The following is a 12059-nucleotide window of genomic DNA, read 5'->3' as shown; positions in this document are numbered from 1 at the left end:
GGAGGGGGGTCCGGGGCTCAGCCGCCGGCGCAGGGGGTGCCGTTGAGCGTGAACGAGGTCGGTGCCCCGTTCTGCTCCCGGTGGTTGCCGAGGAAACCGATGGTGGTCGACGCGCCCGGTGCCAGCCGGCTGTTCCAGGAGGCGCCGGTGACGCTGACCCGGGACCCGGATTGGGTGTGCGACCCGTTCCACAGCTGGGTGATGGTCTGGCCGTGCGGGAAGCTCCAGCGCAGCTCCCAGTTCTCCACGGGGGTCCCCCCGGTGTTGGTGACGGTCACCGCGCCCTGGAAGCCACCGGGCCACTCGCCGGTGACGGCGTAGGCGACGGTGCAGTCGGCGTCGGGGTCCACGCCACCGGTGCCGCCGTTGTCGCCCGGGCCGCCGCCGTCGCCACCGTTGCCGCCGTCGTCCCCGCCGTCGCCACCGTTCCCGCCGTTGTCACCCGGGCCGCCGGTGGTCCCGCCGGGTCCGCCGTCGTTGCCCCGCTCGCCGGTCTCGCCGACGATGATGCCGCGGCCGTTGGTGCCGATGTAGACCCGGCCCGCGACCCGGGGGTCGCCGGTGATGGCGCCACCGGTCCAGGCCCACTGGTGGTCGTCGTCGTTGATCCGGGTCCAGGTGGCACCGACATCGTCGGAGCGGTAGATGCCGCGCACCCCGTCCACCACGGCGCTGCTGTACAGCGCGTGGTAGTCGGTGCCCTCGGCGCCGCGACCGAAGCCGATGTTGTCGGCCTTCTCCAGCGCCCCGATCCGGGTCAGGCTCAGTCCGCCGTCGGTGGAGCGCCACAGGCCGTAGGCGCTCCCGTCGTCGCCACCGGCCAGCCACACGTCGCCGGCTGCGCCGGGGGCCGCCTCCAGACGGATGTTGCCCTCGGTCGGCAGGCCCCCGGTCGCCCCGGCCGCGAAGGTGGCGCCGCCGTCGGTGCTGACGTACAGGGTGCCGTCGTGGAAGCCGTAGAACCGCTGCGGATCCACCCGATCCGAGGCGATCGTCGCTCCCTGCGGGATGCCCTGCGAGCGGGTCCAGGAACTGCCGAAGGTGGTGGTGAAGTGGACCGGTTCGTCGGCCGGGCTCCACAGGAAGCGGCTGCCGTCGGCCGCCGCGGCGGCGGTGCCGCCGTTGGCCGAGCCGGGCACGGTGCCGGCGAACCAGTTGGCCCCGCCGTCGGTGGAGAAACCGACCGTCGACTGGCTGCTGTCCCCGACGTGCTCACCGACCCGGATCACGTTGTTCGGGCTCAGCCCGGCGAAGTCGAGGCTGCTGGTGGTGCCGATGAAGGGGGAGGTGTACATCATCGACGGAACCGCGTCGAGGTCGGTGTGCCGGAAGCCGCCGATGTCGCCGAGGCCGCTCAGCAGGTGGGCGCTCCCGGAGGGCGGGCTGGCCAGGTCCCGGACGGAGGTCTCCTCCAGGCCCTTGATCATGGGACGGACGGTGAAGCGGGTGCCCCGGTCCCAGTTGGTCAGCTCGGTGGTGCCGTAGATCGTCGCCCCGGTGCCGTACAGCATCCGGTCCGGGTCGTGCGGGTCGATCTCCATGCCCTCGGTCATCCAGCCGAGCTTGGGGGAGTCCTCCTCGGCCGTCGGCTGGTTGCCGAAGGTGAGCCACGGCACCGAGGAGTGGTCCAGGGTGAAGCGGCGGTCCCGCTGGGGATAACCGGCCCAGTCCCAGATCGGCGACCAGTCGTCGCCGCCGTTGGTGCTGCGGAAGATCTGGGTGTCCGGCCACCAGGAGCTGTAGCCGGTGACCATCACGGTGCCGGGGTTCTGCCGGTCCACCGTCAGGCCGCTGAAGCCGTACTCCGCGTCACCGGGGCGGTGGGGGGTGATGTCGGTCCACTGCCCGGAGCCGGTGTCCAGGCGCCACACCTCGCCGTCACCCCCGGCGTAGGGACCGGGGTTGTCGCTGGTGGCGATGTAGAGGTCGCCGGTCTCCTCGTCGAGCACCCCCTTGTGGGGCAGGAAGCCGGTGGGCTGTCCGGGGACCGCCTGCCAGGTGGCGCCCGCGTCGGTGGAGCGGTAGACGCTCTCCTCCTCGTCGGCGACGCCCACGTAGATGGTGCCGGTCGGCGTGCCGGGGGAGCCGGTGTCGGGGTCGAAGGTGACCCACACGACGCCGATCTCGTCACTCTCGTAGCCCCACGGGTCGTCGGGGTTGATGACGTGGTTGCCGGGGTTGGGGAAGGAGGTGACCTCCGACCAGGTGGCCCCGGAGTCGGTGCTGCGCCACAGCCCCTCGCCGCTGGGGGCGCCCAGGTAGAGGACGCGGTTGTCGTTGGGGTCGATCGCCAGCCGCTCGCCCATGCCGCGGCCCGGCATGTTGCCGCCGAGCTTGAACGGCAGTGGAACGGTGTCCCAGCTCTCCCCCCGGTCGGTGGAGCGCATGACGGCGCCGTTGTTGGGGTCCCAGTCGTTGGTGTAGGTGCCGACGGCGACGTACACCCGGTCGGGGTCCACGGGGTCCGTCGCGAGGGAGGCGACGCCCGTGTATCCCCATTCGTCCCAGCCGACGGAGTCCAGCAGGGGGATCCACTCCCGGCCCGCATCGTTCCAGCGGTAGGCGCCACCGATGTCGGTGCGGGCGTAGAGCAGGTTCGGTTCGGTGCGGTTGAAGATCACCGAGGGCACGAAACCGCCGCCGTCGATGCGCACGTTCCGCCAGTCGTAGTCCTCGGCCGGGACGGCGGCGGCCGTGCCGGCCGCCGGCTCCTGGTGGGCCGCGGCGGTGCCGAGCAGTCCGGCGGCGAGGGCGGTGGCGGCCAGGACCGCCGTCGCCGCTCTCCGGCCGCGCACGCGGGCACTCCTCTCCATGGGGTCTCCAAGGGTCCGCCGTCCCGGGGGACGGCAAGGGGGGTGGACAGGGAGGGAAACAGGGGTGGGAGCGCTCCCAGATGGTGCGTGTCGGTGATGTTAACTGTCGAACGTTGTTCGCATAAGGTGTGTTGGAAGGGCTTCCGACCCTCCCGATGGGGTTTTTGGTGGCGGTGTGTGACGGATCGTCCGGTTCACCCGGATGATGCGCCCCCGGGCTTTCGGTGGTGAATCACCCCGGATATCGGAGGGCTCCCACGTATCGTCGGTTCACGACGGGGTCGTGCCGAGTCGACTCCGCCCGCCACCGGCTCCGCGCCGGTGCCCCCCACCGACCCGTTCACGTCCGGGAGTCGCCCCCATGCCACCGATCAACCGACGCGCCCTCGGGGTCGCCGCGGCCGGCACCCTGGTCGGCACCCTCGCCCTGCACGGGGTCTCCGCCGCCTCGCGCTCCGGGGACGGAACGGCCCCGGCGGACGACGCCTCCCGGGCCGGAGGGCGGACCGCCGCCCCCGGCGAGTTGCGCGGCATGTGGATCGCGACCGTGGACCGCATCGACTGGCCGGCGGCCGACCCGGACGCCGATCGGGCCCGGGCCGACCTGCTGGCCCTGTTCGACGAGGCGGTCCGGCTCCGACTGAACACGATCTTCCTGCAGGTGCGCCCCGCCGCGGACGCCCTGTGGCCCTCCCCCTTCGAGCCCTGGTCGCAGTGGCTGACGGGTACCCAGGGCCGTGACCCGGGGTGGAATCCCCTGGAGTTCGCGGTCCGCGAGGCGCACGAACGGGGCCTGGCGCTCCACGCCTGGTGCAACCCCTACCGGGTCGCCCTGCACGACGACCCCTCCCGGCTGGCCGCCGACCACCCGGTGCGCCGCAACCCCGATTGGGCGATCGCCCACGGCGGTCGGCTCTACTACGACCCGGGCCTGCCCGAGGTGCGGCGCTTCGCCACCGACGCCATGCTGCACGCGGTGGAGACCCACGACGTGGACGGCCTGCACTGGGACGACTACTTCTACCCCTATCCCGTCCCCGGCGAGGAGTTCGCCGACGACGCGAGTTTCGCCCGCCACGGCGGGGGAGCCTCCCGCGCCGACTGGCGGCGGAACAACATCGACCTGCTCGTCCGCGAGACCGCCGAGCGCATCCGCGCCTCCCGGCCCGACGCGCTGTTCGGGATCAGCCCCTTCGGGGTGTGGCGCAACCGTTCCACCGACCCGGAGGGCTCGGCGACCTCCGCCCTGCAGACCCACGACGACCTGTACGCCGACACCCGGCGCTGGGTGCGCGAGGGGTGGGTCGACTACATCCTGCCCCAGCTCTACTGGCACATCGGCCACGCCCCGGCCGACTACGCCGAACTGGTCCGCTGGTGGTCCCGGACGGTGGAGGGGACAGGGGTGGCACTGTGGATCGGCGAGGCCGTCTACAAGGTGGGGGACCCCCGGCAGCCGGAGCCCTGGCGGGACCCGGCCGAACTCTCCCGACACCTGGCCTTCTGCCGGGACCACCCGGCGGTGGGCGGTCACGCCTACTTCTCGGCCTCCCGGGTGGTCGCCGATCCGCTCGGGGCGATGGGTCTGCTGGTCGCCGAACACCACAGCCGGCCCGCCGCCCCGCCGCGTGCCGATCCCTCCGCACGTCGCTGAGGGGTGCCGGGCGAAGGGGTCGTGACGGACGAACCGCCGGGAACCGGGGTCCCGGTTCCCGGCGGTCGTACCGGGTCAGTGTCGGGCGTCGTCGCGGTGCTCCACCACGGAGTCGGGGCCGGGGGAGATCACGGTCTCGTGACCGTCCCCGGTCCGTACCCGGTAGGGCGGACCGCCGTCGTGTCCCAGTACCTCGATGATCTCGCTCACCCGGTCGGGCTGCCCCACGACGCGTCCGTGGGTGACCACCCGGTCGCCGGTCCGTGCCTGCATGGGGGCACCTCCTCGTCTGTCACCGCTGTTGCCGTTGTGGCTGCCGGCACTGCCGGGACTCCCGGGGCCGTGGCCCCCGCGCGGGGTGCCCCCGGGCCCGTCGGCGGCTCCCGATGCGCTCCGCCGCGGCCGTTCGCATCCACCGATGGATTCATTTTATTCCGTTTCGTCGAATTTCTCCCGGTCGGTGTCCCCGGTTGGCCGGCTGGAAATCCGGGGTGGTGGGCGAAGCGCGCCGGGGGCGTCCCCGGCGCGAATCCCCGGAAAACCCGATGCGTCGATTCCGGGCGGCCGGCAGGCTTCCCGGTGTGCGCGACGGTTACGAGATCTCGACGGAGTCGGCCCGCTTGGACACGGACAGAATTCACCGGTGGCTTTCCCGCGACGCCTATTGGGCGTTGGGGCGAAGCCGGGAAAAGCAGGAGGCGGCCATCGCGGGTTCCCTCAACTTCGGCCTTTACCGCACCACTTCGGGGGAGCAGGTGGGGTACGCCCGAGTGGTCACCGACCGTACGACCTTCGCCTGGCTGTGCGACGTGTACCTCGACCCGGTCGAGCGGGGGTGCGGGGTCGGGACGGAGTTCATCGGTGCCGTCCGCGATCACCTCGACGGATGGGGACTGAAAAGGATCATGCTCGCCACCCATGACGCCCACGGCCTGTACGCCCGACTCGGTTTCCGACCCCTCGACCGCCCCGACCGATGGATGATCTTCGAATCGGGATGATCGGGGAACGGTGCCCGTGAAAAATCCCGATGAATTGTTCGACGCCCATGGCGCGCCCATTCGCCTGCTCGTACGATCACCGCATGCTGGTCACCCTGATCGCCGCGGCCCGGGGAACGGGACTTCTCGACACGCGATTCGGTGACGACCGCCCGCTGGACGCCGCCGGGTGGCACGCGGTCGAGCGCGCCCTGCCCGCCCTCGCCCCGCTGGCCGCCGCCGAGCTGCGCTACTGCTCGCCGAGTCCCTGCGCCCGCCAGACCGGCGACGTCCTGGGCCTCGCCCCGCTGGCCCAGCCCGCCCTGCGGGACTGCGACATGGGGCGGTGGCACGGGATGACCCTGCAGGAGGTCACCCTGCGGGAGCCGGCCGCGGTCAACGCCTGGCTGACCGACCCGCGGACCGCCCCGCACGGCGGCGAGCCGCTGGTCTCCTTCGTCGGCCGGGTCGGGGGCTGGCTGGACACCCGACCCGAGGTCGCCGACGGCCGCGTGGTGGCCGTCACCGAACCCTCGGTCATCCGGGCCGCCATGCTCTACGCGCTCAAGGCCCCGCCCCACGCCTACTGGCGCACCGAGGTCCACCCGCTGTCCGTGATCAGCTTCAGTGGCGGTGACGGCCGGTGGAACCTGCGGCTGGGATGAGGCCGGTACCCGGCGGGGCCCCGTCGATGGGAACCCGCCCACGGGATATCTTGATGTCGAGCAATGTTGCAGACGTGGAGCGGAGCACCCGGTGACTGACTCGACCATCATCTACACGCACACCGACGAGGCCCCTGCCCTGGCGACGTATTCGTTCCTGCCGGTGATCGAGGCGTACGCCTCCACCGCCGGGGTCGCCGTGGAGACCCGGGACATCTCCCTGTCGGGGCGCATCATCGCGGCCTTCCCCGAGTACCTGGAGGAGAACCGGCGCATCGACGACGCCCTCGCCGAGCTGGGCGAGTTGGCGAAGACGCCCGGTGCCAACATCATCAAGCTGCCGAACATCTCCGCCTCGATTCCGCAGCTGAAGGCCGCCGTCGCCGAACTCCGGGAGCAGGGCTACACCCTCCCGGACTACCCGGACGACCCCTCCACCGACGAGGAGCGCGAGATCCGCGCCCGCTACGACAGGGTCAAGGGCAGCGCAGTCAACCCGGTGCTGCGCGAGGGCAACTCCGACCGTCGCGCCCCCGCCTCGGTGAAGAACTACGCGAAGACCCACCCGCACCGCATGGGCGCCTGGTCCTCCGACTCCAAGACCAACGTCGCCCACATGACCGGTGACGACTTCCGGTCCACCGAGAAGTCGGTGGTGATCCCCGCAGCCGGTTCCGTGCGGATCGAGCTCGCCGGTGACGACGGCACCACCACCGTCCTGCGCGAGTCCGTGCCCGTGGAGGAGGGCGAGGTCATCGACGCCGCCGTCATGCGCGTCGCGGCGCTGCGCGAGTTCCTGGCCGCCCAGGTCGCCCGGGCCAAGGCCGAGGGCGTGCTGTTCTCGGTGCACCTGAAGGCCACCATGATGAAGGTCTCCGACCCGATCATCTTCGGTCACGTGGTACGGGCCTTCTTCCCGCGCACCTTCGCCGAGCACGGCGAGACCCTGGCCGCCGCCGGCCTCACCCCCAACGACGGGCTGGGCGGCATCCTCAAGGGCCTGGAGTCCCTGCCGGGCGGCGACGCCGTCAAGGCCTCCTTCGAGGCGGAGCTGGCCGAGGGGCCGGAGCTGGCGATGGTCGACTCCGACCGCGGCATCACCAACCTGCACGTCCCCAGCGACGTCATCGTGGACGCCTCGATGCCGGCCATGATCCGCACCTCCGGCCACATGTGGGGACCCGACGGGCAGGAGGCCGACACCCTCGCGGTCATCCCGGACAGCAGCTACGCCGGGATCTACCAGGTCGTCATCGACGACTGCCGCGCCAACGGCGCCTTCGACCCGGCCACCATGGGCTCGGTGCCCAACGTGGGTCTGATGGCCCGCAAGGCCGAGGAGTACGGCAGCCACGACAAGACCTTCGAGATCCCCACCACCGGCACCGTGCGGGTGCTGGACGGCGAGGGCACCGTCCTGATGGAGCACGCCGTGGGCGCCGGCGACATCTGGCGCATGTGCCAGACCAAGGACATCGCCATCCGCGACTGGGTCAAGCTCGCCGTCACCCGCGCCCGCGCCACCGGCGACCCGGCCGTCTTCTGGCTGGACGAGGGCCGCGCCCACGACGCCAACCTGATCGAGAAGGTCCGCGCGTACCTGCCGGAGCACGACACCGACGGCCTGACCCTGGAGATCATGGCCCCGGTCGACGCCACCGCCTTCTCCCTGGAGCGCATCCGGCGCGGCGAGAACACCATCTCGGTCACCGGCAACGTGCTGCGCGACTACCTCACCGACCTGTTCCCCATCCTGGAGCTGGGCACCAGCGCCAAGATGCTCTCGGTGGTCCCGCTGATCAACGGCGGTGGCCTCTTCGAGACCGGCGCCGGCGGCTCCGCGCCCAAGCACGTCCAGCAGCTGGTCAAGGAGAACTACCTGCGCTGGGACAGCCTCGGCGAGTTCCTCGCCCTGGCCGTCAGCTTCGAGCACCTGGCGACCACCACCGGCAACGCCGGCGCCAAGGTGCTGGCCGAGACCCTGGACCGCGCCACCGGGACCTTCCTCAACGAGGACAAGTCCCCCAGCCGTCGCCTGGGCGGGATCGACAACCGCGGCAGCCACTTCTACCTCGCCCTGTACTGGGCCCGGGAGCTGGCGGCGCAGACCGAGGACGCGCGGCTGGCCGAGGCCTTCGCCCCGCTGGCGGAGACCCTGACCGCGCAGGAGGCCACCATCGTCGAGGAGCTGGCCGCGGTGCAGGGCTCCCCGGCGGAGATCGGCGGCTACTACCGTCCCGACCCGGCGCTGGCCGCGGCCGTGATGCGGCCGTCGAAGACCTTCAACCAGGCCCTGTCGATGCTGGGCTGACACCGGTCGGGACCCCGTGACCGGGCCCCGGGACACGGCGACGGCCGGGATCGGAACCCCCGATCCCGGCCGTCGCCGCGTTCCGTCCCGTATCCGGTGGGGGCCGGAACGGCTTCGGCCCGCCGGGCGCCGCCGGCGACAGCGGATTCCCGCGGTCCCGTGCGCCCGGCCCCGGCCGCGGCGGGGAGGGCGGCCGGCGTGTCGGCGGGCGATGGCGCCTGCCGGGCACCGCCGGATATGGGCGGCTATCGCCGGGACGAGTCGGACGCGAAGGACCGCGGAAGGGCATCGATCCCCGGCCCGCTCCCGGGCGGGCGGCTCACCGGCCGTTGCATAAAGCTGTGGTGATACGTATAGTCATGCCATCGATCGGATGGAGGCGATGGCGGTGCGCGCTGCGGTGGCGGGAGCCAGCGGATACGCGGGGGGCGAACTCCTGCGCCTGCTGCTCGGACACCCCGGGATCGGGATCGGGGCCCTGACCGGCGGGTCCAACGCCGGCCGATCCCTGGGCGAACTCCAGCCCCACCTCGCCCCCCTCGCCGACCGCGTGCTGGAGCCGACGAACGCGGAGACCCTCGCCGGGCACGACGTGGTCTTCCTCGCCCTGCCGCACGGCGAGTCCGCGGCGGTCGCCGAGGCGCTGGGGGAGGGGGTCCTGGTCGTGGACTGCGGCGCGGACTTCCGGCTGCGCTCGGCCGTCGACTGGGAGCGGTTCTACGGCACCCCCCACGCCGGCACCTGGCCCTACGGCCTGCCCGAGCTGCCCGGCTGCCGGGAGGCGCTGCGCGACACCCGGCGCATCGCCGTCCCCGGCTGCTACCCCACCGCCGTCAGCCTCGCCCTCTTCCCGGCCCTTGCCGCCGGCCTCGCCGCCCCGGAGGCCGTGGTGGTGGCCGCCTCGGGCACCTCCGGCGCCGGAAAGGCACTCAAGCCGCACCTGCTGGGCAGCGAGGTCATGGGCTCCATGACCCCCTACGGTGTCGGCGGCGGCCACCGCCACACCCCGGAGATCGCCCAGAACCTCTCCGCCGTCGCCGGCGAGCCGGTCACCGTCTCCTTCACCCCGACCCTCGCCCCGATGCCGCGCGGCATCCTCGCCACCTGCACCGCCCCCGCCCGTCCCGGCACCACCGCCGAGGGCCTGCGCGAGGCGTACGCGAAGGCGCTGGCCGACGAGCCGTTCGTGCACCTGCTGCCCGAGGGGCGCTGGCCCTCCACCGGCGCCGTCCTGGGCTCCAACCTGGTGCACCTCCAGGTGGCGCTGGACGGGGACGCCGGTCGGATCGTGGTCGTCGCGGCCGTGGACAACCTCACCAAGGGCACCGCCGGCGGCGCCCTGCAGAGCGCGAACATCGCCCTCGGCCTCCCCGAGACCACCGGCCTGCCCGGGGCGGGCCTGGCGCCCTGAACCCCGCCCGCCCGCGAACCGCCCGGTGGGGTCCACCGCGCGGGCACCGATCCGTTTCCCCGACCGGACGCCACCGCCGGCGGGTTCCCTCCGCCCCACTCGCCGCACCGATGGGAGTCACCACACCGTGAGCGTCACCGCAGCCCGGGGCTTCCGGGCGGCCGGCATCGCCGCCGGCATCAAGTCCTCGGGCGATCCCGACCTCGCCCTCGTCGTCAACGACGGCCCCTCCCGCGCCGCCGCCGGGGTCTTCACCGCCAACCGCGTCAAGGCCGCGCCGGTCCTGTGGTCGCAGCAGGTGCTGCGCGCGGGGAAGGTATCCGCCGTGGTCCTCAACTCCGGCGGGGCCAACGCCTGCACCGGCTCGCCGGGCTTCCTGGACACCCACACCACCGCCGAGCGGGTCGCCGACGCCCTCGGCCACAACGCCGCCGAGGTCGCCGTCGCCTCCACCGGCCTGATCGGCGTGCGCCTGCCGATGGACCGGCTGCTGCCCGGCGTGGACCGGGCGGTGGCCGAACTCTCCCCGCACGCCGGGGAGAAGGCCGCCATCGCGATCAGGACCACCGATACCGTCCACAAGACCGCCGTCGCCTCCCGCGAGGGCTGGACCGTCGGCGGCATGGCCAAGGGCGCCGGCATGCTCGCCCCGGCGCTGGCCACCATGCTGTCCGTGATCACCACCGACGCCGAGGTCGCCCCGGAGGTCCTGGACCGGGCCCTGCGCGCCGCCACCCGGGTCACCTTCGAGCGGATCGACTCCGACGGCTGCCTGTCCACCAACGACACCGTCCTCCTCCTGGCCTCCGGCGCATCCGGGGTCACCCCCGACGAGAAGGAACTCACCGCGGCCGTCACCGAGGTCTGCGCCGACCTCGCCCGGCAGCTGATCGCCGACGCCGAGGGCGCCTCCAAGGACATCCGCATCGAGGTCCGCAACGCCGCCGACGAGGACGACGCGGTGGAGGTCGGGCGCGCGATCGCCCGCAGCAACCTCCTCAAGTGCGCCGTGCACGGCGAGGACCCCAACTGGGGTCGGGTGCTCTCCGCCATCGGCACCACCTCCGCCGCCTTCGAGCCCGACCGCGTGGACGTGGCCATCAACGGCGTGTGGGTCTGCCGGGGCGGCGCGGCCGGGGAGGACCGCGAGGGCGTGGACATGCGCTTCCGCGAGGTGCACATCCTGGTCGACCTCGCCGCCGGCGGGGCCGGGGCCACCGTGTGGACCAACGACCTGACCGCCGACTACGTCCACGAGAACAGCGCCTATTCCTCATGAGCAGCCCATCCACCGGAGCGACCGGGACGACCCGTCGCCACACCGCCCTGCCCAAGGCCCGCATCCTCATCGAGGCGCTTCCCTGGCTGACCCGCCACCACGGGAAGACCGTCGTCATCAAGTTCGGCGGCAACGCCATGGTCGACGAGGACCTGAAGGCCGCCTTCGCCCAGGACGTGGTCTTCCTCCGGCACGCCGGTCTGCGTCCCGTCGTGGTCCACGGCGGCGGCCCGCAGATCAACGCCCAGCTCGACCGGCTCGGCCTGACCTCGGAGTTCCGCGCGGGCCTGCGGGTGACCACCCCGGAGACCATGGAGGTCGTCCGGATGGTGCTCGCCGGACAGGTCCAGCGCGAACTCGTCGGCCTGCTGAACCGCCACGGCCCCCTGGCCGTCGGGATGACCGGCGAGGACGCCCACCTGATGACCGCCACCCGCCGCTGGGCCGAGGTGGACGGGGAGCGGATCGACCTGGGCCGGGTCGGTGACGTCACCGCCATCGACACCGGCGCGGTCACCGCCCTGCTGGACGACGGCCGCATCCCGGTGATCTCCTCCATCGCCCGCAGCACCGAGGACCACCACGTCTACAACGTCAACGCCGACACCGCCGCGGCCGCCCTGGCCGCCGCCCTCGGCGCCGAGACCCTGATGGTGCTCACCGACGTCGAGGGCCTGTACGCCGACTGGCCGCACAGCGACGAGGTGATCAGCGAGTTGACCGCCTCGGAGCTGGAGGAGCTCCTGCCGGGCCTGGCCAGCGGGATGGTCCCCAAGATGGAGGGCTGCCTGCACGCGGTGCGCAACGGCGTGCGCACCGCCCGGGTCATCGACGGACGGGTCCAGCACTCGATCCTGCTGGAGATCTTCACCGACGAGGGCGTGGGAACCATGGTGCTCCCCGATCCCCCGCCCGGCGCGGGCCGGATCGGCCACACCGGGAACCC

General features: G+C 72.7%; 9 protein-coding genes. 7 read left to right on the top strand and 2 right to left on the bottom strand.

Going from position 1 to position 12059, the window contains the following annotated elements; all coding sequences use genetic code 11:
* Positions 1–17: 17 nt before the first annotated feature.
* Positions 18–2795 carry a cellulose binding domain-containing protein gene (locus tag FOE67_RS05730; RefSeq protein ID WP_323384309.1) on the bottom strand — a complete coding sequence of 926 codons (2778 nt, stop codon included), beginning with the start codon at positions 2793–2795 and terminating at the stop codon, positions 18–20.
* A gap of 379 nt (positions 2796–3174) precedes the next feature.
* Here FOE67_RS05730 and FOE67_RS05725 point away from each other — a divergent pair, with 379 nt between their 5' ends.
* A complete protein-coding gene (locus FOE67_RS05725) occupies positions 3175–4467 on the top strand; it encodes a glycoside hydrolase family 10-like protein (protein WP_182661098.1) in 1293 nt (430 codons plus the stop codon).
* 75 nt (positions 4468–4542) lie between these two features.
* Here the strand turns inward: FOE67_RS05725 and FOE67_RS05720 are convergent, their stop codons facing one another.
* Positions 4543–4740: a DUF1918 domain-containing protein gene (locus FOE67_RS05720; protein ID WP_182661097.1), complete on the bottom strand. Its 198-nt coding sequence runs from the start codon at positions 4738–4740 to the stop codon at positions 4543–4545.
* Positions 4741–5012: 272 nt separating this feature from the next.
* On the opposite strand from FOE67_RS05720, the gene FOE67_RS05715 reads away from it, so the two are divergent.
* From FOE67_RS05715 to argB, 6 genes are all read left to right on the top strand, one after another.
* On the top strand, positions 5013–5468 hold the full coding sequence (locus FOE67_RS05715) for a GNAT family N-acetyltransferase (protein WP_182661095.1): 456 nt from the start codon (positions 5013–5015) through the stop codon (positions 5466–5468).
* An 83-nt stretch (positions 5469–5551) separates the two neighbouring features.
* Positions 5552–6112 carry a histidine phosphatase family protein gene (locus FOE67_RS05710; RefSeq protein WP_182661093.1) on the top strand — a complete coding sequence of 187 codons (561 nt, stop codon included), beginning with the start codon at positions 5552–5554 and terminating at the stop codon, positions 6110–6112.
* Positions 6113–6203: 91 nt separating this feature from the next.
* On the top strand, positions 6204–8423 hold the full coding sequence (locus FOE67_RS05705; RefSeq protein ID WP_182661091.1) for an NADP-dependent isocitrate dehydrogenase: 2220 nt from the start codon (positions 6204–6206) through the stop codon (positions 8421–8423).
* 382 nt (positions 8424–8805) lie between these two features.
* The gene (argC, locus tag FOE67_RS05700; RefSeq protein WP_182661089.1) at positions 8806–9834 is read left to right on the top strand and encodes an N-acetyl-gamma-glutamyl-phosphate reductase; all 1029 of its coding nucleotides are present in this window, start codon (positions 8806–8808) and stop codon (positions 9832–9834) included.
* A gap of 127 nt (positions 9835–9961) precedes the next feature.
* Positions 9962–11113, top strand: a complete 1152-nt coding sequence (gene argJ, locus FOE67_RS05695; protein WP_182661087.1) for a bifunctional glutamate N-acetyltransferase/amino-acid acetyltransferase ArgJ — start codon at positions 9962–9964, stop codon at positions 11111–11113.
* Positions 11110–12059, top strand: a 950-nt coding sequence (gene argB, locus FOE67_RS05690) for an acetylglutamate kinase (protein ID WP_182661085.1), incomplete at its 3' end; no start/stop codon positions are given. The genes argJ and argB, both read left to right, overlap by 4 nt.

Source organism: Streptomyces calidiresistens (assembly GCF_014141525.1).
In the GTDB taxonomy this organism is placed as follows: Bacteria; Actinomycetota; Actinomycetes; order Streptomycetales; family Streptomycetaceae; genus Streptomyces; species Streptomyces calidiresistens.
The sequence above is the reverse complement of the archived record's forward strand: the minus strand, read 5'-3'. Positions and strand labels throughout refer to the sequence as shown.